Below are 23062 nucleotides of genomic sequence, written 5' to 3' on the forward strand. Positions count from 1 at the left end.
AAGTAGTACTTTTTTTTAGTTCTAAAAACTAAATGTGAACTATTTTTAAGGTTGATAGTCAGTACAATAGAAAATCCAGAATTTTCTACTATCTTTATTGTTTATTTTGATGATAATTGGTTCTAGTTCAGTTACCTTTTTAAATTTATTAGTTAGTAAACTATCAATTTTACCTAATTTATTTTTGTCTTTAAAACGCTTATCAGAATCTATAAAAATTGCGTTTTTACCTTTTAAATCATTTAAATTGTCCCCTAAATAATCAAAATGTAAAGCTGGTAAACCAATAATGTTTTGGGCGTACACTTTATCATCCATAAAAAAGTTTAGTGCTGCCGAAGTTTTATAGTTATCATTAGAAAAAACAAAAGCGTCTGTATATTGTTCTTTTAATTTTTCTGTTTCTGTTGCTAATTCTTTCCATCCAACCCAGGTGTCATCACTTTTAATAGGAACTAGGTAAAAGATAATTTGTAAACTAACTAACAAGTGAAATACAATAGAAAATATAAGCTGAATTTTTAGTAATTTTTTACTGATAAACATTCCTGCAATAATTACTCCGGTGATGTATGATGGCATCATCCAATTTAACTTTACCCAATATATAGGTGTTAATAAAAAGAAGCCTAAAAAAGTTGGAATAAAAAAAGCTAATAAAAACAATGTTTTAGCTTGCGGAATTTTAAATTTTGTAACAGCTTTTTTTACATATTTAAAAGTAAAAGTTATAAAAATTAGAAATAAAACAGGCAGCAATAAAAACATTTGATGGCCAATTGCACCAAAGAAATAGTTTGGTGAAATTTTAAATTCTGTTATAGAACTTGTTCTTTCTGATGATTGAAAAGCAAACGAAGCGAAATCGTTTTGATAATTCCAATACCAAACAGGAAAAGTAACTGCAATAGAAATTATTAAAGAAAACCACAACCACGGTGATAGTAACAATTTTCTATATTTATTAGAGAAAATTAAAAATGCTAACAAACCAAATTGCAATAAAATTGCAGTGTATTTACTGTTAAATGCAAGTCCCATTGCCAAACCAGCAAAAATCCAATACCATTTTTTACTCTCGAAAATTGCTTTGTAAAGGCTAATTAAACTTAGTGTCCAAAATAATAATAAAGGTACATCTGGAGTTGAGTTAAACGATAAAATAGATATAAATATGGTAGAAGCTAATAATATAAAAGCTCGTTCTAATTTTTGTTTGGATAAAAAATAAGAAGCTAATTTATAAAAACTAAGAATAGTTAAAGAGGTAATAAAAAAATCGGCAAATTTTACTGCAAAAATAGAGGTGCCAAAAATATCTGTAAATAATCTTAAAATATATCCAATCATTCCTGGATGATCAAAATAAGATAAAGATAAATTTTGTCCGTATAAATAATAATACGCATCTTGAGGCATTAAGCCCATAAATGGTAAAAGTAAAATTCTAAATAATTGAAAACCTAAAACCCAAGAAATTGCTTTGTGTTGCTTTATGTAATTTAGTAATGTTTCCAAATAAATAAAATTTAAAATGTTTTTTTACGAATTTTCGTCTAGTAAATCTGGTCTTATTTCTTGCGTTCTTTCATAAGCTTTGTCAGTTCTCCAATCATCAATTTTTGGAAAATTACCAGATAATAAAATTTCAGGAACCTTATTTCCTTCAAAATCTGAAGGTCTAGTATAAACTGGCGGAGATAATAAGTTGTCTTGAAAAGAGTCTGTAAGTGCAGATTGTTCATCACCAATAACTCCCGGAATTAATCGAACCACAGCATCAACTAACACAGCAGCAGCTAATTCGCCTCCAGTTAACACATAATCTCCAATAGAAATTTCTTTAGTTATAAATAAATCTCGAATTCTTTGATCTACACCTTTATAATGTCCTGTTAAGATTAAGATGTTTTCTTTTAAAGAAAGTGTGTTTGCAGTACTTTGGTTTAATGTTTTGGCATCCGGAGTCATATAAATTATTTCATCATATTTCCTTTCAGATTGTAGTTTTCTAATACAGTTTGCAATCGGTTCTATCATCATAACCATACCTGCACCACCCCCAAATTGTGTGTCGTCTATTTGTTTATAGTTTCCTAAACCGTATTCGCGTAAATCGTGAATTATAATTTCTGCCAATCCTTTTTCTTTAGCGCGTTTAACTATAGAATGATTAAACGGACTTTCTAATAAGGCTGGAGCAACTGAAATAATATCTATTCGCATTTTGCAAATGTAAGTTTTTTAAAGAATTATAAAATAACTTTTTTTAATTGGCTATTTTTTTAAAACTTCTTTCCATTTATTTGATTCTGCAAACTCTTTAATTATTATTTTTTTAAAACTTTTTTATGGATTTTATAAGGACAAATAATTTGTTAACTTTAAAAAAGTTGAAAAGAGAAGGTTGATAATAAAAACATCTATCATCAAAATAGTAGTACTGTTTAGATGATAGATGTTTTTTTAGTTTTTACCATTTATTGGTAAAAAGATTTGGCAATAATTTTAGATATTACTTTCTAGTAATTTCTCCACAACCAATTCTTGCACCTGCTGCGCCAGAAGGTTGAGAACTAAAATCATCGGGTCCTTGATGAATTATAATCGCATGACCAACCACATTTTTTAAATCATTTTCGCCGCCAACTGCCCACAAATCTGTTTTTCTTTCAATAGAACCTTTGCCTGTTTCATCAACAACTAAATTTCCAATATCACCAATATGAAAAGGATCTTGTAACCATTTTCCATGATTTTTTTCGGTCGGATTCCAGTGTCCGCCAGCAGATTTTCCATCATCCGAAGAACAATCAGCAATTTTATGAATATGAATTGCATGATTTCCTTCAGAAAGGCCTTTAACTTCTGCTTTCATTGTAACCATACCATCTTGTTCTATAAAAGTTACAGTTCCAGAAATATCGCTACCACTTTTTGGGCTAATAACTGCAACTGCTTTTTTTGAATTTGAACTACAAGCGCTTAAAATTATAATTGTTAAAAGAAATAATGATGTTTTTTTTAAATACTTCATAAAATATATTTTTTAATTATTTTCTATTCGGATACCAATCTAGCTGCACAACTTCTATAGAATTATCGTTTTTATTTACGATTTCTTTAAATTTAGAAACATCGCTTAAACCTTCTGTACCTCTGTAATGATATGGATAAATCTGTTTTGGTTTAAAAGCTAAAACAGCATCTGCAGCACTTTCTACCGTCATAGTATAAGGTAAATTCATGCAAATAAATGCTTTGTCAATATTCTTTAGATTACGCATTTCTGGTATATCTTCTGTGTCTCCAGAAAAGTAAATTCTTTCGTTATTAATGGTTAAAATATAGCCGTTTCCTCTTCCTTTAGAGTGAAATTTTAAAGCTTCTTCTCTTAAATTATACATCGGAATTGCCTCTACATTAAAATTTGTAAAACTTTTAGTTTCACTATTATTAATTACAATAATTTCTTTTGCATTAATGTCTTTAATTTTTTCTGCTACCGCTTTTGGTGCTATTATTTTTGTTGATGATAGGTCTAGAGCTTCTAGTGTTTTTAAATCCATGTGATCACCATGAATATCAGTAATTAAAACATAAGTAGGTTTTTTAAAACCAGAAAAAGCCTCTTGACCTAAAGTTGGGTCTAAGTAAATAATTTCGTCTTTAAAAGTTAATACAGCAGTTGCATGCGAAATTGGTGTAATCTTTAAATCAGAAGTATTGGTTGTTTTTTCTGTTGATGTAACTGTTTTTTCACTTTGTTTTTTAGTTTCTTCTTTTTTACAAGAAAAAATAGAAAAAGCTACAATTAATAAGTACGTTATTTTAAGTTTCATTATAGAGTGTTTTTTTACGATTTCATCAAAGATAAGAACTTTAAATTTCCTTTTCTGTTAAGCTTTTTTTAATTCTGAAACCTTTTTTAATGTTTTGTTAAATATCTTTTAAAAACCACGATAAAAAAGAGATTTTTTTTATCTTTAAAAATTAATATTTATCAGATGAAAACAGAAAAATATAGAGTTTCTAGTGCTATTAAATTACAAGATTTTAATACAAAAGAAGTTCTAGAAGACGCAGAAAAATCATTAAAAAAATTGCGTAAAAAAATAAGTAAAATGCAAGATGCTATGTATGCCGAAGGTAAATATAGTGTGTTAATTTGCTTACAAGGCATGGATACTTCTGGTAAAGATAGCTTAATTAGAGAGGTTTTTAAAGACGTAAATGCAAGAGGTGTAGAAGTGCATAGTTTTAAAGTGCCTACAGAATTAGAGTTAAAACACGACTTTATGTGGAGGCATTATATAGCTTTGCCTGCAAAAGGTAAAATAGGTGTTTTTAATAGAACACATTACGAAAACGTTTTGGTAACAAGAGTGCATCCAGAATATGTTTTCGGCGAAAATATACCAACCGTAAAAAGTTTAGACGATTTAGACGATGCTTTTTATCATGATAGAATGGATAGAATTAATGAGTTTGAAAGTCATTTAGCAAAAAACGGAACGATAGTTCTTAAATTCTTTTTAAATCTATCTAAAGAAGAACAAAAAAATAGATTGTTAAGAAGATTGAATGTACCAGAAAAGAATTGGAAGTTTTCTGCAGGAGATTTAAAAGAGCGTAAATTGTGGGATAAATACCAGTTTTGTTATGAAGATTTATTAAACAGAACATCAAAAGAAAATGCACCTTGGTTTATAATTCCGGCAGATGATAAACCTTCTGCTAGATATATTTTAGCAGAAATATTAAAAAAAGAATTAGATAAATACGATTTTAAAGCACCAGAATTGCCAGCAAAAGATACCGCAAGAATCGAAGAATTTAAAAATCAATTAAACAACGAATAAATAAGTGGTAAACTAAAATATTGTGTTTTAGTTTTTTGCTTTTAGAAAATATAAAAATGAATTTAAACTTAACAAAACCAATTGTATTTTTCGATTTAGAAACTACAGGAGTTAATATTGCCACAGATAGAATTGTAGAAATTGCAATTTTAAAAGTTTTTCCTAACGGAAATAAAGAAAGTAAAACGTGGTTGGTAAATCCTGAGATTGAAATTCCGCAAAGTTCTATAGATGTGCATGGAATAACAAACGAAAAAATTGCAAATGAGCCAACTTTTAAAGAGTTGGCAGCAGAGGTAAGTGCTATGATTGAAGGTTGTGATTTGGCAGGTTTTAATTCTAATAGATTCGATATACCACTTTTAGCAGAAGAGTTAATGCGTGCCGGAATCGATTTTGATATGCAAGATCGAAAAGCCATTGACGTACAAGTTATATTTCATAAAAAAGAGCAAAGAACATTAAGTGCTGGTTATCAGTTTTATTGCGGTAGAGAATTAGAAGGCGCTCATGGTGCAGAAGCAGATACAAATGCAACGTACGAAATTTTGTTAGCTCAGTTAGATAAATACGACGATATAGAAAATACTGTTGATGCTTTAAGCGAATTCTCTACACATGGCGAGAGAGCAGATTTTGCAGGTTTTATTTTGATGAACGATAAAAAACAAGAGATTTTTTCTTTCGGAAAGTATAAAGGCAGAACGGTTGAAGAAGTTTTTAAAGAAAACCCTGGGTATAATAATTGGATGCAAAACGCAGATTTTCCCTTGTACACAAAAAAGGTTTTAAGAAAAATAAAAGAAAGAATGAATCCGCCAAAAAAGAAAATGACGGATGCAGAAAAATTACAAGCGTTGCAACAAAAGTTTAATTTAAGATAGAATTACTTTTTTTGACGAATAACAATTGTAAAATAAAATAAAAATAATGTTTACAGCATATAACAATTTACCAAATAACTCTAGAGTTTGGATTTACCAAGCAGATAGAGAATTTACAGAAAATGAAATTCAGTTTATTTCTGATAAAGCAGAAGAATTTATAAATCAATGGACACGTCATGGAGATGATTTAAAAGGTTCTTTTACTATTAAATACAATCAGTTTTTAGTGTTGGCAGTAGACGAAAGTTTTAACAATGTTTCTGGTTGTTCTATAGATAGTTCTGTGCGTTTTGTACAAGCTTTAGAAAAAGAATTGCAATTAGATTTAATGAATAAAATGAACGTTACTTTTAAAGATAACGAAAATATAAATCTTGTTAAATTATCTGATTTTCAGAGATTTGCAAAAGAGAAGAAAATTACTGCAGACACAATTGTTTTTAACAACATGGTAAATACCAAAGAAGATTTTGAAAATAATTGGGAAATTACTGCAAAAGATAGTTGGCATAAACGCTTTTTGGTATAACTATTGTTTTAGTATAATAAAGCCTGTTGGCAAGAAGTTGCGTTAAGGATAGAGCGGTCTGTTTGAGCTCTTTTTTAGGTGAAAGTTCGAGTAATTTTTTTGACGAAAGAAGAAAAAATGTATGAAGAACAAACATAAAAAAAGCGAGTAGCGAAAGCCTGTTAAAACGCCAAAAAAATATCGAAAGAATTAGAATGAAGAAGAATATATTAGCCTTTTTAGCAATTGCTTTTACGTTAAGTTTAAGCGCACAAAGATTAGATCCGTTAAGAACTAAAGATTTTGTTGCGCAAGAAATTTGGGTAGATAGTATAATGAATAGTATGTCTATTGATGAAAAAATTGGACAACTTTTTATGGTGCAAGCGTATTCTAATTTAGATGAAAAGCATGAGCGTTTTATAAACAAGATGATTACAAAATATCATGTTGGTAGTTTAATTTTTATGCAAGGTACGCCAGAAAAACAGGCGATTTTAAATAATAGATATCAAGACTCTGCAAAGGTACCTTTGTTAATTGGTTTTGATGGTGAATGGGGTTTAGATATGCGTTTAAAAAACACATATCGATTTCCTTGGAATATGACTTTAGGTGCCATTAGAAACGATTCTTTAATTACAAAATTTGGTAAACATTTAGGGCAACATGCAAAACGAATAGGAATTCATGTAAATTTTGCGCCAGTTATTGATGTAAATGTAAATCCAGAAAATCCTATTATTGGAAATAGATCTTTTGGTGAAAGTAAAGAAAATGTAACTGCAAAAGCAATTGCTTTTATTAAAGGAATGCAAAGTGAAGGTGTTTTAGCAAATGGTAAACATTTTCCGGGTCATGGTGACACCGCAGCAGATTCTCATCATACTTTACCTGTTTTAAATTTTGATGCAGCACGTTTAGATTCTATAGAATTGTATCCGTACAAAAAAACATTTGACGTTGGTTTGGCAAGTGTAATGACAGCGCATTTAAACATACCAAGTTTAGAGCCAAATGCCACTTTGCCAACATCTCTTTCTAAAAATGTTGTAACAAATTTATTACAAGAAAAATTAGGCTTTCAAGGTTTAATAATTACTGATGGTTTAAACATGAAAGGTGCTACCAATTATGCTACTTCTGCACAAATAGATTTAGCAGCGATACAAGCTGGTAACGATTTGTTGTTGATTCCGCAAGATGTACCAGGTTCTGTAGCATTAATTAAAAAGGCTTTAGAAACAAAAACATTAACAGAAGATCGATTAAATTTTTCTGTAAGAAAAATATTAAAATCTAAATATTGGGCAGGTTTACACAACTACAAACCTGTTGTAGTAGAAAATATTGAACAAGATTTAAATAGAGTAGAAGATAAGTTATTACACAGAGAATTGGTAAAAAACTCGATTACTTTATTAAAAAATATAAATGGTAATTTACCAATTAGAGACTTAGAAAAACAAAAAATAGCGTATGTAAAATTGGGTGATGCAGACAATACAGCTTATGTAGACATGCTAAAAAATTACACAAAAGTAGATGTTGTTGCTGATAAAAATTTAGACGGATTGATAACAAAATTGAAACCGTATAATTATGTAATTATTGGATTTCATAAATCAAACCAACATCCTTGGAAAAGCTATAAGTTTACGAATAAAGAATTGGTTTGGTTGCAAGAAATTGCAAGAGAAAAATCGGTGATATTAGATGTTTTTGCGAGTCCGTATAGTTTATTACAGATTAAAAGTTTTGCAAATATCGAAGGTTTAATCGTTTCTTATCAAAATAGTAAAATTTCTCAAGAAGTATCTGCACAAATATTGTTTGGTGCAATTACAGCAAAAGGTAAATTACCTGTTTCTATTGGTTCAGAATTTAAAGTAGGTTTTGGATTAACAAGCACAAATCTTAGTAGATTCGAATATACAATACCAGAAGCAGCAGGAATGTCTTCTATAAAATTGGCAGCTATCGATAAAATGGCCGATACAATTATCAGCCAAAAAATGGCACCAGGTTTACAAATATTTGTAGCAAGAAATGGTAAGGTTGTTTTAGAAAAAAGCTATGGTTACCATACTCACGATAAAAAAATACCAGTTAAAAATTCTGATATATATGATTTAGCATCGTTAACTAAAATATTAGCATCGTTGCCTTTAATAATGAAAGCAGAAGAAGAACAAAAGATACCTTTGTCTGCTAGCTTAAGAGATATTTTACCAAGTTTTTCGAACTCAAATAAAGAAAAAGTTACTGTAAAAGAAGTATTATCTCATTTTGGTAGATTAAAAGCTTGGATTCCTTTTTACAAAGACACGCAAGACAGTATAACAGGTAAGAATTTGGCTACGTTTTATAGCAGTAAAAAGTCGGATAAATTTGATATTAAAGTAGCAGAAAATTTATTTATCAATCATAATTATAAAGATAGCATTTATAAATATATCAAAGAAGCAGATCAAAGAGAACGAGTTGGTTATAAATACAGCGATTTAGGATATTATATTTTTAAGGAAGCCTTAGAATTACAATACGATAAACCTTTAGATAAACTAGTAGATCAAAATTTTTATCAATCTTTGGGTGCAGATAGAACCACATATTTACCATTAAAAAAGTTTCATAGAAATGAAATTGTTCCTACAGAAATAGATACATATTATAGAAATCAATTACTGCAAGGTTATGTGCACGATATGGGTGCAGCAATGTTAGGTGGTGTTGGTGGTCATGCGGGTTTATTTGCCAATGCAAACGATGTTGGTAAAATAATGCAAATGTATTTACAAAAAGGTTTTTATGGTGGTAAACGTTATTTAAAACCAGAAACGATAGATAAATTTAATCATAGATATTTTTCTAAAGAAAAGGTTAGAAGAGGTTTAGGTTTCGATAAACCACAACTTAACCCAAAAGTTAAAGCAACTTGTGGTTGCGTATCCGAAGAAAGTTTTGGGCATTCTGGTTTTACAGGAACCTACACTTGGGCAGATCCAAAAAGCGGATTGGTTTATGTGTTTTTATCAAACAGAGTATATCCAAACATGGACAATCGAGGTTTGATTAGAAGTAATATGAGAACCAAAATTCAGCAAGTAATTCAAGACGCAATTATTAATTAGAAGCTATTTCCTGCTTTCCGCACTCGCTTTTTTTAGTTTGTTCGAATTGCAATTTTTCATTCTTCAAAATTTACAATCGAAACTTCTCTAAAAAAGAGCTCAAACAATTGCTGCAATCAGGGCTAAACTTATAAGCCAACTTTTTACAGATTTAAAAACTTCTTTGTGTTGGTTGGCGCCAGTTTTGTGTAAACAAAAACAAGAAATACAGAAAATGTAAAATAAAATAAAGCCACGTTATCTCCGTAAAATAAACCGATTATTAATGCCTGTAAAGAATAGAATATTGTAAATGTTAAAAGATTAACACTAAATCGAAAAGTATCTATAAACTCTACTTCTTTAATCAATTTAAAAACTTTTTTCCAAATTAAAACCGGAATCAAACTATTTAAAACTATTAAATAAAAAAGCGGTTTCACATAATTTTTTTTAGAAGATTTTGCTTCTGGAAAACTATTTTTTAGAATCATAGAATTTACCTTATCTACTTCGGTAAAATCTACTTGTGCATTGTTTAGTTTTTGTAAAACAGTTTCATAATTATCATCATCCGGAATATGAACAGTCAGTTTTTGTAATTGTTCGGTAACATTTGCTTTTAAAAGATTAATAGCTTTTGCAGGTGTATTATGATCATAAATAGCTCTTGTTTTTATAGGTTTGCCATAATTAATAATAATTTTAGCAGGATAATCTGACGGATGTTGATACGTTAAACCAACCGGAATTACAGTTATATCTAAATCTTCATATTTTTCTAACGCACCAAAAACAATTCTTGTAAACCCTTTACTTAAAGGTCTAATGGTTCTTTTTTTATCATGACTTCCTTCCGGAAAAATAATTAAAGTTTCTCCTTTTTCGAAAATTCTGTGGCATTTATCAAAAATTTGCTGATTGTTTGCTAATTGCTTAATGCCGTCTCGAATTCTATAAATGGGCATTAAGTATAAAGATTCTAAAATTTTCTTAACTATCGGGTTTTTAAATGTTGCGGCTCTAACCAAGTAATGGTTTCTTCTATTGTGAGTTGTAGTAACGTATAAAGGATCTACCAGTCCGTTAGGATGATTTACAGCAAATAAAACTGCTCCTTTTTTAGGAATGTTTTCTGTACCTTTAACTATAATCTTCTTACTGTAAAAAAATAAACCAAGTTTTACATAAGTCCATACAAGTGCAAACCAAATTTTTTGAAGCATAAATTATTCGATTAAAGTGTCTTTTTTAGAATTTCTTCCCCAATAAGTAGCTAATAGAATTCCAGAAAACACGTCCCAAATTCCCCAAAAAGCTGCCAAAAGTGCCATTCCGCCTAAACCGTCAAAAAAACCAAAAATTAATAATAAACCCAATCCGCCATTTTGAATACCGGTTTCCATAGCTATAGTTTTGGCGTCTTTTTTATTCAATTTAAAACTTTTAGCAGTGTAAAAACCTAAAAAATAAGCGAATATATTGTGAAAAATTACTAAAAATAAAACGTGATGAATATGGTTTACAAAGATTTCTAAATTCTGAGAAAATGCAATAAATATCAAAGCGATAAATACAAGCATCGATAATGGTTTTAAAACATTTTCTATTTTTTTAGCCATTTCGGAATGGTAATGTTTGATGAACATTCCAAAAAATAAAGGAATTCCTAAAATTAAAGAAACTAGTTTTAATAAATCGATCCAATCTAAAGCAACTGTTTCTAAAATACTGTTTGCAGGTTCGTATAAACTACCCCAAAACTGAAGGTTTAAAGGCGTCATAAAAATACAGATCAATGTAGCAAAAGCAGTTAAACTTACAGATAAAGCAGCATTACCGCCAGCCATTTTGCTAAAAAAATTAGAAACGTTTCCGCCAGGGCAAGCTGCAATCATCATCATTCCGAGAGCAAAACTAGGATGCGGTTTTAAAAGTAGTATAATTAAAAAAGTAAAAGCCGGTAGTAAAATAAACTGAGATAGTACACCAACAAAAAGTATTTTAGGATTTTTAAGTAAACGCTTAAAATCATCAATAGAAATACCTAATGCAACACCAAACATTATAATACCAATAGCGATGTTTAAAACCCATAAACCACTAGAATCAAAATTTATTTTGATAGCATCGATATCTATTTGATCGTTCATTTTAAGAATATTTATTGATTAATTTTAGAAAAAAAAGCTTAATTACTAAATGCAAACTCAATTATGTTAGCGCCCATTTTTAAAGCTTTTTCTCTTACACTTTGCGGATTGTTGTGTATTATTTGATCTTCCCAACCATCACTTAAATCTGTTTCATAATCGTAAAAAACAAGAAGTCTTCCTTCGAAAAAAATACCAAAACCTTGTGCAGATTTTTTGTCGTGTTCATGAATTTTAGGTATTCCGTTTGGAAATTTAAAGGTCTGATTGTAAATTTTATGTGAGCTTGGTATTTCTTTAAATTCTAATTTTGGAAAAACTTTTTTCATTTCTTTACGAATGAATTTGTCTAAACCATAATTGTCGGATATGTGTAAAAAGCCACCAGAAATTAGATAGTTTCTTAAGTTTTCGGCATCATCTTCAGAAAAGAAAACATTACCATGACCCGTCATAAATAGAATGGGGAAATTAAAAATATCTTCGCTACTTACCGAAACAGATTGAGGGTTTTTAGAAATTTTGGTGTTAATGTTAGCGTTAGCAAAAGCAACTAAATTAGGAACCGCTGTAGGATTCGAGTACCAATCTCCACCACCATTATACTTTAAAATAGCAACATCTTGTGCGTAAATTATGCTTAGTAAAAAGGTAAACGTAATTGTTAGAAGTTGCTTCATAAAATATGTAGGAAATTTTAAAGCAATATAAGAAAAAACTTATTGATTGATAAACGAAATAGTATTAACAGCCACTAAAGCTGCTGTTTCTGTTCGTAATCTACTTTCACCTAAAGAAATAGGTGTAAACTTCTTTTCTAATGCGTTTTTTATTTCTTCTATAGAAAAATCTCCTTCGGGCCCTATAAGAATAGTTGTTTTTTCAGCAGGATTTATTACAGACTTTAGTAGATTTTTATCTTGCTCTTCACAATGTGCAATACATATTTTACCATCAAAATCTTGATTGATAAAATCATTAAATTTTACAGGTTCGTTTAATTTTGGCAACGTAAATTTTAAAGATTGTTTCATGGCAGACTGAATAATTTTTTCAAATCGTTCTAATTTTACAACCCTTCTTTCTGAATTAGAACAAATAATTGGTGTAATTTCATCAATACCAATTTCTGTTGCTTTTTCTAAAAACCATTCTATTCTGTCGTTATTTTTTGTAGGCGCAATTGCAACGTGTAAATAATATTGCCAAGGTTTTTGTTTTTCAGTAAAAGAAGTAACCTTAGCTAAACACTTTTTATCGCTTGCTAAAATAATTTCTACATCAAATAAAAAGCCTTTACCATTTGTTATTTTAAGAATATCTCCTTCTTTTTTTCTTAAAACACGTACAATATGTTTGCTTTCAATTTTATCGAAAGTAATTTCTTGTGTTTCTGTAGAAATTTCTGAATTATAAAATAATTGCATTTGTTAGATTTTATCAGAATTATTAAACAATACTCTTTTTGTAAGTTCGTCTTCGTTTATGAGTTACAGGATCAAAGTTTTCCCATAACTTTTTAATTGCTTCATTGTCTTCTAATTCTGGTGTTCTAATACAATTGTCTATTCCTAAAGGACCAAATGTTTTAGCGTATTGATCGAAAATAATTGCATGCACACCTTTGTTTTGATACTTTGGATGTACTCCTATTAAATAAAAAGTTACGTCTTTAGCATGCTTTCTAGCTTTTAACAAGTGAAAGATGCCAAACGGAAATAGTTTCCCTTTTGCTTTTTGCAGCGCTTCAGAAAAAGAGGGCATTACAATTGCAAAAGCTACAACTTTATTATTCTCATCAATAACAAACTTTATATATTCTGGGTTGATAAAAGAAATGTATTTTTTCTTAAAAAAAGCTATTTGAGCATCAGAAATTGGTACAAAAGAAGAAAGTTTAGAATACGATTTATCAAAAACATCAAACATTTCATCAACATATGGCATGATGTCTTTTGTCTTTGTAAAGTCTAGTGCTTTTAATTTAAATCGCCTTTTAATAATCTTGCTAATTCTATCAAAATAAACTTTGTCTACTTTATCGAATTTAAATTTATTTTCTAAGTATTCTTTTTCTTTTACAAAGCCAAGTTCTTCTAAATGATCTTTATAATATGGGTGATTGTACCAAGTAATCATGGTGCCTATATGATCGAAACCCTCAACTAAAACACCAGTTTTATCTAAATTGTTAAAACCAACAGGTCCTTCTATATATTCTAAATTATTTGCCAAACCAATTTCTTTAACTTTTGCTAAAAGAACTTTTGTTACTTCGATGTCGTCAATTACATCAAACCAACCAAAACGCATTTTTTTTATTTGTTGTTTTTCAATTTCAAACCAATTGATAATCGCTACGATTCTACCTACAATTTTACCATCTCTAATTGCTATAAAAAATTGAGCGTCAGCATTTTCAAAAACAGGATTTTTATTTGGGTCGAAATTATCTACTTCGTCTTTAATTATTGGTGGTACCCAATATTTATTGTCTTTATATAATGAAAAAGGAAATGTTACAAATTGCTTCATTTCCTTTTTAGTATTTATTTTTTTTAAGGTAATCATTGTAAAAAGTAGCGTCTAATTATTATCGTTTTTTTTCTTTTTCTGATCTTCTTTCTTCATCTCTTTTTCTAGCTCTTTAATTTCTCTTTCTAATTTTTCAATTTCTGTTTCTTTCTTTGTGGCTTTCTTTTTTTTCTTTCCGAAGATACCTAAAAAACCACCAGTTTTTTTCTTTGAAGTTGCTTTTCTAGTTCTGGTTGGTCTAGATCTGGTATTTTTATCTTTCTTTTTAAAGATATTTAAAAACCTATTAAAAAAGCTATTTTGTTTTTTGTTGTAGCGAGATATTGGCGTGTCTTTAATTTCTAGACCATTATCGTCTAATTCTATAAAAGAATCTCTATGTCTGTTTATCCTATACGAAATTCCTAAACTAGCGTAATAACCTTTAGATTGGCCTTCAAAAAGTAACCTTGCAGAAGTGTTAAATTGTAAATTTGTATCATATAAATAGGCTAACCCCAAGCCTAAATTGGTGTTATTTTGGTATTCTTGAAAAATAGTTTGATTTTCTATAAATGCAGACCATTGGTCGCTAAAATTTTGTGTAGCTGTTACGATGTAAGAAAACTCAGAAAAATCTGAACCAATTTTATCATAAAAAATATTGGTAATTACATTAAAATCTTGTGTAAGATTATGTTGTAAAAGTATTCCTACTTTTGGCGTAATGCTACCCGTTTTATGGATTTCACTTACAAAATCAGTATTCATACCAAGGTAAACGGCAACAGAAGGTATTAATCTTTTTGTATCGAATGCGTGTCTTCTTTTCCAGCTTCTTACTTCTTTAGATTTGTCTTCGTATTCTTGTTGATATACCAAATATTTAGCACCAACGGTAATTCGGCTAAAACCAGATACGTCGTAACTCGATGTAAAAATATTTTTAAAAGCTACTTTATCTCTTTGATATGTTAATTGTGTATTTAATTCTAGTTTTTCAAAAAGGAAACTGGTTCTAAATAAAAGATCTAAACCTAAAGATTCTGGTCTAGAAAACGTAGGTTCTATACTTGTGTTTCTATAAAAAACATTGCTTTCAAACTGGTAAACTCCTGTTCCAACACTATACGGGCTTTCAGAAAAACCAGGTTTATTAGAGTTTATAACATCTGTATATTGCGCAAAATTAGAAGCAACACAACTAAAAAAAACAACAATAAATAGCTGAAATTTATTTACATTCATAGAAAAAGAATAGGGTTTACATTTTAAATCTAACATGCTTCACAAACATAGAACAAAAAAGCTGTTTTATAAAGGCAAACACTACTTTTTTAGGTTTAAGAAACTTTTATAGATTCATAACGTCTCAATTGTACTCAAATTGTTATTTTTGATATATTTTTAAATTAAATTTATAAATGGGTTTACTTAAAACACTCTTTTTTATTTTCTTATTTTATTATGCGTTTAAATTTTTAGCAAGACTTTTTGCGCCTTTTTTAATGAAAAAAGCAGCAGAAACTATTCAAAAGAAAGCAGAACAACAATTTAGAGGGCAGCAAAGACAAGCACAAAACCCTTCTGTAAAAGAAGGTGAAACAATTATAGATAAAAAACCAGGAAGCCAAAAAGAAAGTAAAAAGTCTGTTGGTGAGTATGTAGATTTTGAAGAAATCGATTAGACTAAAGTCGCTTCAAAATAAATAGCAACCTAAAACAATTTTAAAATTGAAACTTAACAAACTTTTTCCTTATTTAGTAGCAATTCTTGTATTTATAATAGCTTCTTTAATTTACTTTCATCCTGTTTTAAAAGGTCAAAAATTAAATCAATCAGACATTACTCAATTTAGAGGAATGGTGAAAGATATTAATGATTATAGAGCAGATAATAACGAAGAACCTTATTGGACAGATGCTTCTTTTAGCGGAATGCCAGCTTATTCTGTAAGTGCTTATTATCCAAATGATATTGTAAGAAGTGTAGATAAATTACTTAGGTTTTTACCAAGACCTGCAGATTATACATTTTTGTATTTTTTAAGCTTTTTTGTGTTGATGATGGCGTTAAAAGTTAAATGGAGATTGGCAATTTTAGGTGCTTTATCCTTTGGATTTTCTACTTATCTAATTATAATATTTGGTGCAGGTCACAATGCAAAAGCACATGCAATTGCATATATGCCTTTAGTTTTAGCGGGTGTTATTTGGGTTTTTAATAGAAAGTTTGTTTTAGGTTTTATTGTTACAGGTTTGGCAATGGCTTTAGAAATTTATGCTAACCATATTCAAATGACCTACTATTTAGGTTTCTGTTTATTAATTCTTGGTTTAGTAGAATTAATTAATGCGATTAAAGAACGTAAGGTGCAATTATTTATAAAACAAGCAGCAGTAATTATTGCAGCTGTAGTTTTAGGAATAGGAGCAAATGCGCCAAGATTAATGGCAATGAAAGAATATTCTGAACACAGTACAAGAGGAAAATCAGAATTAACAATTAATCTAGACGGTTCTACAAAAAAGGTTACAGAAGGTTTAGATAAATCTTACATAACTCAATACAGTTACTCTAAATTAGAAACTTTTAATTTATTTATTCCGCGTTTTATGGGTGGTGGAACTGTAGAAGAATTAGGAGAGAATTCTAACTTTTATGAGTTTATTGAAGAAAAAACAGATAAAAAAACAGCCAAAGAATATTCGAAACAAGTTTTAACGTATTGGGGAGATCAACCAATTGTAGAAGCACCTGCGTATATTGGTGTTGTTGTATTTTTTCTGTTTTTCTTAGGATTATTTTTAGTAAAAGGAAGAATAAAAGAATGGTTAGTTGCTGCAACAATTTTTTCTATTATTTTAAGTTGGGGTAGAAATTTTGAGGTGATTACTAACTTTTTTATCGATTATGTACCACTTTACAATAAATTTAGAGCAGTTTCATCAATACAGGTAATTGCAGAATTGTGTGTGCCAATTTTAGGTGTTTTAGGTTTAAAAGAACTGTTTTCTAGTGCTCTAGAAGTAAAAGAGAAACAAGCTGCTTTAAAAAAGGCAGTTATGGTATTTGGTGGTTTAATAATAGTAGGTTTTGGTTTTGCTCATATTTTCGGAACTTTTGAAGGCTTAAGAGATGCGCAACAGTATAGTGAAGTTCCTGGGTTTTTAGACGCAGTAATTGCAGACAGAAAAGCAATGTTATTTTCAGATACAGTTAAATCTTTAGTGCTGGTTCTTATTTCTGGTGCTGTGTTATGGTTTACTTTAAAAAAGAAAATTAAAATACCCTTTGCCATTATAGCAATAACTGTTTTAATTCTTTTCGATTTGTTATCTGTAAATCTTAATTATGTAAATGCAGACGATTTTAAATCATCAAGAAAAATAGAAAAACCATTTGTAGCTTCAAGTGCTGATAAAGCAATTTTAAAAGACACGTCTTATTTTAGAGTAGCAAATTTTTCTGTTGATCCTATGAATGATGGAAGTACATCTTACTTTCATAATTCTATTGGTGGTTATCATGCTGCTAAACTTGGTCGTTATCAAGAGCTATTTGATTATCAAATTGCAAAGAATAATATGCAAGTTTTAAACATGCTAAATACCAAGTATTTTATTGTGCCAGATAATAAAGGGAATGTTCAAGCACAACAAAATATCGAAGCAAACGGTAATGTATGGTTTGTAGAAAAGTTAATTTCTGTAAACAATGCAAATGAAGAAATACAAGCTTTAGATTCTTTAAATACTAAAAATACTGCTGTAATTTTAAAAGAGAATTTTAGTAAATTAAAAGAAAATTTATTTGTTGAAAAAGATTCTACAGCAATAATTAAATTGATTAGTAATGATGTTACGAATTTAAAATATCAATCAAGTTCTACGAAAGCACAATTCGCTATTTTTTCTGAAATCTATTATAAAGATGGCTGGAATGCTTATTTAGACGGAAAATTAGTGCCGTATTACAACGTAAATTATGTTTTAAGAGGAATGGAGATTCCTGCAGGACATCATGAAATTACATTTAAATTTGAGCCAAAAGTAATTATAGAAGGGAAAATATTTTCGTTGATTTCTTATGCATTATTAATTGTTGTTTCTGCCGGATGGTTTTTTTATGACGAGAAGAAGAAACGTAAAGAAGCATGAAAATAGGAATGATTCTAGATGCTTCTTTTCCTCCAGATCCAAGAGTAGAAAATGAAGCTATTTCTTTGGTAAACGATGGACACGAAGTTTTTTTATTTTGTCTAAATTATGGTGATCAAAAGGCATCAGAGGTAATTAACGGTATAAAAGTAAAACGATTTACATCTAATAAGTTAGAATATAAACTATCTGCATTGGCTTATACGATTCCATTATATTCTTTTTTAATGAAAAAGAAAATATCGAAATTCATAGCAGAGAATCACATAGAAGCAATTCACATTCATGATATGAGAATAGCAGAAGCTGTTTTTAAATCGAATAAGAATAATAAACTACCTGTAGTTTTAGATTTGCATGATAATATGCCAGAGGTGATGAAATTGTATCCTCATTTACAGAAATTTCCTGGAAAGTATATTATTTCTCCGAAAAAATGGAAAATCAAAGAAGAAGAGTTTATAGCAAAAGCAGATAAAGTAATTTCTGTATCGCCAGAATTTTTAGAAACTTTAGCACAAAGATTACCTAAGCAAAAGGATAAATTGGTACTTGTACCAAATACGATTAGAAAATCTTTCTTCGAAAATTTTACCGTAAAAGAAACTATTTTAGAGAAATATAAAAACAATTTTGTAATTCTTTATTTAGGTGATACGCATCTTAGAAGAGGATTACAAACAGCGATTACTGCTGTAAACGAATTAAAAAAATCTATACCAGAAATCAAGTTGGTTATCGTTGGTAGAAATACTACTGATTTAATTTTAAAGAAACAAGTTAAAGATTTAAATCTACAAAAATTTGTAGATTTTGAAGGTTGGCAAGATGTTTCTCTTTTTCAATCTTATATTTTGGCAAGTGCCGTTTGTATATCACCTTTGCATAGAAATTTACAGCACGATGTTGCTTATGCAAATAAGATTTTTCAATACATGAGTTTTGCAAAACCTCTTTTGGTTAGCAATGCTATTGCTCAGAAAAAATTGATAGAAAAAGCAAATGCTGGTTTGGTGCACGAACAAAAAAATAGCGAAGATTTTGCAGCTAAAATTCAAATTTTATATAAAGATGCTTCACTAAGAAATAATTTAGGTAAAAACGGTAAGAATTTTATTATAAACGAATTTTGTTGGGAAGAAACTTCTAAAAAGCTACTAAACCTGTATAGCAATTTAATCGATTGAAAGTTTTAATAATTACATATTATTGGCCTCCTGCAGGTGGTTCTGGCGTACAGCGTTGGTTAAAATTTGTAAAATATTTACAGAATTTTGATATTGAACCAATAGTATATACCGTTGATAATGCAAACTATCCTAAAGAAGATAAAACACTACTTAATGAAGTTCCTAAAAATATAAAGATTTTAAAACAACCAATTTGGGAACCAACAGATTTATTATTTTGGAAAAAAAATAATAAACAAAAAAAAGGTGTTTCTAATGTTAGTAATGGCGGATTATTGTCTTTTATTAGAGGAAATTTCTTTATTCCAGATCCTAAAATTTTTTGGGTGAATTCATCGGTTAAATATTTGCAGAAAATTATCGATTCTTCTAAAATTGATGTAATAATTTCTACGGGTCCGCCACATAGTATGCATTTAATTGCGCAAAAATTGCATCAAAAGAATAATCTAAAATGGATTGCCGATTTTCGTGATCCGTGGTCAAACTTATATTATAATAAAGACTTTAATCAGTTATCTTTTGCAAAAAATAAAAATATTAAATTAGAAAAATCAGTTTTAAAAAAAGCTGACTGTATACTAACTGTTAGTAACACTTTAAAAAAGGAGTTTTTAAAAACAGCAAAAAGAGTAGAGGTTATTACCAATGGTTTCGATGATGAAGTTGTGACTAAAAATATCATAAGATTAGATAAAAAATTTACAATTTCTTACATTGGTTTGTTACCCAAACAAAGCAATCCAACAGTATTATTTAAAGTTTTAGAAAAACTTTGTTTACAAGATTCAAGTTTTAAAAACGATTTACAAATTAATTTTATTGGTGATATTGTAAATGATGTAAAGCAAGATATACAACGATTCAATTTATCAGAAAACACTAAATTCTTAGGGTATTTACCACATCATAAAGCGATCGAGTATCAAAAAAAATCTCAGGTTTTATTATTATTAATTCCGAATGTATTAAATAACGAAGGTATTTTAACAGGAAAGTTATTTGAGTATTTAACAGCTAAAAGACCTATTTTAGCCATCGGACCAGAAAAAGGAGATTTAGCCACAATTTTAGAGGAAACAAACGCCGGTAAGATTGTAAATTTTGATAATGAAATAAAATTATCAGAAGAAATTAAATCGTTATATAACGATTTTAAAAATAATAAATTGTTGGTTACATCAAGTGACATAAAAAAATATCATAGAAAAGAGTTGACAAAAAAACTAGCCTCTATTCTAAAAAACATAACTTCGTAGAATGGGAATTGTATTAAAACAATCATTAAAAAACACTTTTTTTATATACTTAGGTTTTGCCTTTGGTGGTATTAATACTCTTTTTTTGTACACAAGGTTTTTAGAAGACGAGTATTATGGTTTAGTTACGTTTCTATTGTCTACATCTAACCTTTTAATGCCATTAATAGCATTAGGTATTCATCATACAATTGTAAAGTTTTTCTCAAGTTATTTCACAAAAGTAGAAAAAGATAAATTTCTATCTTCTGTTGTTTTTTTACCATTATTAATTGCAATACCAATAGCTTATTTTGGTAATATTTTTTATCAAGAGATAGGAGATTATTTGTCAGAAGAAAATCCTATTATAAAAGATTATACAATTGTAATTTATTTAATAGCAGTGGCTTGTGCTTATTTCGAGATTTTTTATTCTTGGGCAAAAGTTCAGTTTCAAACTGTTTTTGGTAATATTTTAAAAGAATTATGGAATAGAGTAGTAGTAATGTTGTTACTTTTTGCTGTTTATTTTGAATTTATTAGCAAACCAGAATTTATTTATTACCTAACGGCAGCGTATTTTTTAAGAATGTTTATAATGATGTTTTATGCATTAAAACTTTATGTACCAAAGTTTACATTTGCGAAACCTGCAAATTTTATTGAAGTTTTACGATTTTCTGGGTACATAATTTTAGCGGGAAGTGCTGGTGCAATTATCTTAGATATTGATAAATTTATGATTCCGGGTAAAGAAACTTTGGCAATCGCAGCTTATTATTCTGTTGCTGTTTTTATAGGGTCTTTTATAGAAGCCCCAAGTAGAGCAATGTTAAATATTTTACAGCCATTAACATCTAAAACATTAAATGAAGATAACCAAAAAGAGGTTGGCTCTTTGTATAAAAAAAGTTCTATAAATTTACTTTTAATTAGCGGATTCTTCTTCGTTTTAATCAATACAAATGTGCAACAGTTATTTAATTTATTACCAAAAGAATATGCCGGTGGCGGACTCGTAGTACTTATGATTTCATTTTTAAAAATGTACAATGGCTTTTTAGGTAATAATGGTGCAATTATTAATAATTCTAAGTTTTATAAAATTACGCTACCTGTTGGTATTGCTATGGCTCTTTCTGTTTACGCTTTAAATAAGTTATTTTATTATGAGTTTGAAATGGGTACAAATGGTTTGGCACTTTCTACCTTAATTGTAATTTTTTGCGCTAATACATTTAAACTATACTTTGTAAAAAAGAAATTCTCAATAACTCCTTTTACCAATAAAACCGCAAAAATGTTGGCAATAATAACTGTTTTGTATTTTGCTTTTAATTTTTGGGATTTTCCGGTTGATAATATTTATATATGGGATTTTCCTATTCACCCAATTATTAACATCATTTTGAAAAGTATTTTAATTGTACCGATGTATATATTATTAATTTTCAAATTTAATATTTCTCCAGAATTAGATATTTTACTTGGTAAATATTACAATAAACAGTCTAAGTAATCTGTAAACATATGAAAAAGCAAGGCAATACAAAGGATTCTTGTTTTCTTAAAAAATAGCCCAACAACATAAAAAGCCATTGCCCAAAATGTATGAAGTGGATGAAAATTGATACTACATCTATTTTCTTGAAATATAGGATTTGCTAATAAATGATCTAAATCTACAAGCATAGATAGTAAAAAAATAATATAAACCGTTTTCCATTTTTTTCTAAAGAAAACAAAAGCAAATAAAAACGGTACAATAAAATGTAAGCTGTAATGAACTATAAATTTAATGCTTATCATTAAAATTATTTTTTAGAATATAAACTTTTTCTAATTCTACTTAATTGAACAGGTGTTATATTTAAGTAAGAAGCTATATGATATTGTGGAATTAAGTTCTCTATATTTGGTATTTGTGCTTTTACTTTTAGATATCTTTCTGTAGCATTTAAAACAGATAAATCGTACACTTTAGCTTCTAATTCTAGAAATACTTTCTCAAGAATTTTAGAATATAATTTCCCAATTTCTAGATTATGCTTAGTTAATTCTATAAAATCATCGTAATTAATAACTTGTAGTTTACAATGAGATAAACAATCATAAGAAAACTTAGATTTTTTTCTTAGAATTAAAGCACCTAAAGGACCAATTGCTCTAATCGGTACAAATAGGTTTCTTATATATTCTTTACCTTTTTCATCTACATAAAAAGATCTAGCAATACCCTCTTCTAGAATATAAATACTTTTTGATATTTCCCCAGCTTTAGATATGGAATCTCCTTTGCGAAGCTCAATATTTTTGGCTAAAGAAAATATAAGATTTTGTGATTCTTCAGAAATTACACAAAAATTATCCAGTATTTTTTTTAAATTATTCATTAATTTGAGGCACTAAATAGCTTAAGTAAATTTGCTATTT

Annotated in this window: 21 protein-coding genes; 9 read left to right on the forward strand and 12 right to left on the reverse strand. The window is 28.7% G+C overall.

Annotated features, from left to right (window positions below; all coding sequences use genetic code 11):
• Positions 1-45: 45 nt before the first annotated feature.
• From BXQ17_RS00665 to BXQ17_RS00680, 4 genes are all read right to left on the reverse strand, one after another.
• Entirely contained in the window at positions 46-1518 is a 1473-nt protein-coding gene (locus BXQ17_RS00665; protein WP_254712392.1) for a glycosyltransferase family 39 protein, read from the reverse strand.
• Positions 1519-1542: 24 nt separating this feature from the next.
• Positions 1543-2226 (reverse strand): tRNA (guanosine(37)-N1)-methyltransferase TrmD, encoded by a 684-nt coding sequence (gene trmD, locus BXQ17_RS00670; protein ID WP_077808771.1) that lies wholly within the window; start codon positions 2224-2226, stop codon positions 1543-1545.
• A gap of 289 nt (positions 2227-2515) precedes the next feature.
• Positions 2516-3037 (reverse strand): superoxide dismutase family protein, encoded by a 522-nt coding sequence (locus BXQ17_RS00675; protein ID WP_077808772.1) that lies wholly within the window; start codon positions 3035-3037, stop codon positions 2516-2518.
• 16 nt (positions 3038-3053) lie between these two features.
• Positions 3054-3842, reverse strand: a complete 789-nt coding sequence (locus BXQ17_RS00680; RefSeq protein ID WP_077808773.1) for an MBL fold metallo-hydrolase — start codon at positions 3840-3842, stop codon at positions 3054-3056.
• A gap of 165 nt (positions 3843-4007) precedes the next feature.
• Here BXQ17_RS00680 and BXQ17_RS00685 point away from each other — a divergent pair, with 165 nt between their 5' ends.
• The 4 genes from BXQ17_RS00685 to BXQ17_RS00700 all read left to right on the forward strand — a co-directional run bounded on the left by BXQ17_RS00685 (position 4008) and on the right by BXQ17_RS00700 (position 9391).
• Positions 4008-4862 carry a PPK2 family polyphosphate kinase gene (locus BXQ17_RS00685; RefSeq protein WP_077808774.1) on the forward strand — a complete coding sequence of 285 codons (855 nt, stop codon included), beginning with the start codon at positions 4008-4010 and terminating at the stop codon, positions 4860-4862.
• Between the two features lie 56 nt (positions 4863-4918).
• A complete protein-coding gene (locus BXQ17_RS00690; RefSeq protein ID WP_077808775.1) occupies positions 4919-5746 on the forward strand; it encodes a 3'-5' exonuclease in 828 nt (275 codons plus the stop codon).
• 46 nt (positions 5747-5792) lie between these two features.
• Positions 5793-6278 (forward strand): ABC transporter ATPase, encoded by a 486-nt coding sequence (locus BXQ17_RS00695; protein ID WP_077808777.1) that lies wholly within the window; start codon positions 5793-5795, stop codon positions 6276-6278.
• A 194-nt stretch (positions 6279-6472) separates the two neighbouring features.
• The gene (locus BXQ17_RS00700) at positions 6473-9391 is read left to right on the forward strand and encodes a glycoside hydrolase family 3 N-terminal domain-containing protein (RefSeq protein WP_077808778.1); all 2919 of its coding nucleotides are present in this window, start codon (positions 6473-6475) and stop codon (positions 9389-9391) included.
• 143 nt (positions 9392-9534) lie between these two features.
• On the opposite strand, the gene BXQ17_RS00705 is transcribed toward BXQ17_RS00700, so the two are convergent.
• The 6 genes from BXQ17_RS00705 to BXQ17_RS00730 are packed head-to-tail and all read right to left on the reverse strand — an operon-like array spanning position 9535 to position 15321.
• On the reverse strand, positions 9535-10596 hold the full coding sequence (locus BXQ17_RS00705) for a 1-acyl-sn-glycerol-3-phosphate acyltransferase (RefSeq protein ID WP_077808779.1): 1062 nt from the start codon (positions 10594-10596) through the stop codon (positions 9535-9537).
• A 3-nt stretch (positions 10597-10599) separates the two neighbouring features.
• Complete coding sequence (locus BXQ17_RS00710; protein WP_077808780.1) at positions 10600-11523, reverse strand: bile acid:sodium symporter family protein; 924 nt, start codon at positions 11521-11523, stop codon at positions 10600-10602.
• A 38-nt stretch (positions 11524-11561) separates the two neighbouring features.
• Positions 11562-12203, reverse strand: a complete 642-nt coding sequence (locus BXQ17_RS00715; protein WP_077808781.1) for a DUF4159 domain-containing protein — start codon at positions 12201-12203, stop codon at positions 11562-11564.
• Between the two features lie 39 nt (positions 12204-12242).
• On the reverse strand, positions 12243-12950 hold the full coding sequence (locus BXQ17_RS00720; RefSeq protein ID WP_077808782.1) for a 16S rRNA (uracil(1498)-N(3))-methyltransferase: 708 nt from the start codon (positions 12948-12950) through the stop codon (positions 12243-12245).
• Positions 12951-12972: 22 nt separating this feature from the next.
• Positions 12973-14094: a GTP cyclohydrolase gene (locus BXQ17_RS00725; RefSeq protein ID WP_077808783.1), complete on the reverse strand. Its 1122-nt coding sequence runs from the start codon at positions 14092-14094 to the stop codon at positions 12973-12975.
• A gap of 15 nt (positions 14095-14109) precedes the next feature.
• Positions 14110-15321, reverse strand: coding sequence for a transporter (locus BXQ17_RS00730; protein WP_077808785.1), 1212 nt, complete (start codon positions 15319-15321; stop codon positions 14110-14112).
• Positions 15322-15461: 140 nt separating this feature from the next.
• On the opposite strand from BXQ17_RS00730, the gene BXQ17_RS00735 reads away from it, so the two are divergent.
• From BXQ17_RS00735 to BXQ17_RS00755, 5 genes are read left to right on the forward strand one after another with little or no spacing between them, the layout of a single operon-like run.
• Entirely contained in the window at positions 15462-15725 is a 264-nt protein-coding gene (locus BXQ17_RS00735; RefSeq protein ID WP_077808787.1) for a DUF4834 family protein, read from the forward strand.
• 46 nt (positions 15726-15771) lie between these two features.
• Positions 15772-18198: a YfhO family protein gene (locus tag BXQ17_RS00740; protein ID WP_368348283.1), complete on the forward strand. Its 2427-nt coding sequence runs from the start codon at positions 15772-15774 to the stop codon at positions 18196-18198.
• Entirely contained in the window at positions 18195-19385 is a 1191-nt protein-coding gene (locus tag BXQ17_RS00745) for a glycosyltransferase family 4 protein (RefSeq protein WP_077808789.1), read from the forward strand. Before BXQ17_RS00740 ends, BXQ17_RS00745 begins: the two co-directional genes overlap by 4 nt.
• Positions 19382-20647, forward strand: coding sequence for a glycosyltransferase family 4 protein (locus BXQ17_RS00750; RefSeq protein ID WP_077808791.1), 1266 nt, complete (start codon positions 19382-19384; stop codon positions 20645-20647). Before BXQ17_RS00745 ends, BXQ17_RS00750 begins: the two co-directional genes overlap by 4 nt.
• A gap of 1 nt (position 20648) precedes the next feature.
• Positions 20649-22148 (forward strand): lipopolysaccharide biosynthesis protein, encoded by a 1500-nt coding sequence (locus BXQ17_RS00755; protein ID WP_077808792.1) that lies wholly within the window; start codon positions 20649-20651, stop codon positions 22146-22148.
• Here the strand turns inward: BXQ17_RS00755 and BXQ17_RS00760 are convergent.
• Both BXQ17_RS00760 and BXQ17_RS00765 read right to left on the reverse strand, forming a co-directional pair.
• Positions 22127-22438, reverse strand: coding sequence for a DUF6122 family protein (locus BXQ17_RS00760; protein WP_077808794.1), 312 nt, complete (start codon positions 22436-22438; stop codon positions 22127-22129). The genes BXQ17_RS00755 and BXQ17_RS00760 overlap by 22 nt on opposite strands.
• A gap of 5 nt (positions 22439-22443) precedes the next feature.
• A complete protein-coding gene (locus BXQ17_RS00765; protein WP_077808796.1) occupies positions 22444-23022 on the reverse strand; it encodes a Crp/Fnr family transcriptional regulator in 579 nt (192 codons plus the stop codon).
• Positions 23023-23062: the final 40 nt, after the last annotated feature.

Origin of the sequence: Polaribacter sp. BM10, assembly GCF_002005425.1 — a bacterium.
Lineage (GTDB): Bacteria > Bacteroidota > Bacteroidia > Flavobacteriales > Flavobacteriaceae > Polaribacter > Polaribacter marinaquae.

Coding starts and splice junctions, on each gene's coding strand:
- BXQ17_RS00710 (WP_077808780.1), bottom strand. CDS start 11,523: ATGAACGATCAAATAGATATCGATGCTATCAAAATAAATTTTGATTCT.
- BXQ17_RS00680 (WP_077808773.1), bottom strand. CDS start 3,842: ATGAAACTTAAAATAACGTACTTATTAATTGTAGCTTTTTCTATTTTT.
- BXQ17_RS00705 (WP_077808779.1), bottom strand. CDS start 10,596: ATGCTTCAAAAAATTTGGTTTGCACTTGTATGGACTTATGTAAAACTT.
- BXQ17_RS00675 (WP_077808772.1), bottom strand. CDS start 3,037: ATGAAGTATTTAAAAAAAACATCATTATTTCTTTTAACAATTATAATT.
- BXQ17_RS00735 (WP_077808787.1), top strand. CDS start 15,462: ATGGGTTTACTTAAAACACTCTTTTTTATTTTCTTATTTTATTATGCG.
- BXQ17_RS00690 (WP_077808775.1), top strand. CDS start 4,919: ATGAATTTAAACTTAACAAAACCAATTGTATTTTTCGATTTAGAAACT.
- BXQ17_RS00685 (WP_077808774.1), top strand. CDS start 4,008: ATGAAAACAGAAAAATATAGAGTTTCTAGTGCTATTAAATTACAAGAT.
- BXQ17_RS00730 (WP_077808785.1), bottom strand. CDS start 15,321: ATGTTAGATTTAAAATGTAAACCCTATTCTTTTTCTATGAATGTAAAT.
- BXQ17_RS00745 (WP_077808789.1), top strand. CDS start 18,195: ATGAAAATAGGAATGATTCTAGATGCTTCTTTTCCTCCAGATCCAAGA.
- BXQ17_RS00700 (WP_077808778.1), top strand. CDS start 6,473: ATGAAGAAGAATATATTAGCCTTTTTAGCAATTGCTTTTACGTTAAGT.
- BXQ17_RS00720 (WP_077808782.1), bottom strand. CDS start 12,950: ATGCAATTATTTTATAATTCAGAAATTTCTACAGAAACACAAGAAATT.
- BXQ17_RS00755 (WP_077808792.1), top strand. CDS start 20,649: ATGGGAATTGTATTAAAACAATCATTAAAAAACACTTTTTTTATATAC.
- BXQ17_RS00760 (WP_077808794.1), bottom strand. CDS start 22,438: ATGATAAGCATTAAATTTATAGTTCATTACAGCTTACATTTTATTGTA.
- BXQ17_RS00765 (WP_077808796.1), bottom strand. CDS start 23,022: ATGAATAATTTAAAAAAAATACTGGATAATTTTTGTGTAATTTCTGAA.
- BXQ17_RS00695 (WP_077808777.1), top strand. CDS start 5,793: ATGTTTACAGCATATAACAATTTACCAAATAACTCTAGAGTTTGGATT.
- BXQ17_RS00725 (WP_077808783.1), bottom strand. CDS start 14,094: ATGATTACCTTAAAAAAAATAAATACTAAAAAGGAAATGAAGCAATTT.
- trmD (WP_077808771.1), bottom strand. CDS start 2,226: ATGCGAATAGATATTATTTCAGTTGCTCCAGCCTTATTAGAAAGTCCG.
- BXQ17_RS00715 (WP_077808781.1), bottom strand. CDS start 12,203: ATGAAGCAACTTCTAACAATTACGTTTACCTTTTTACTAAGCATAATT.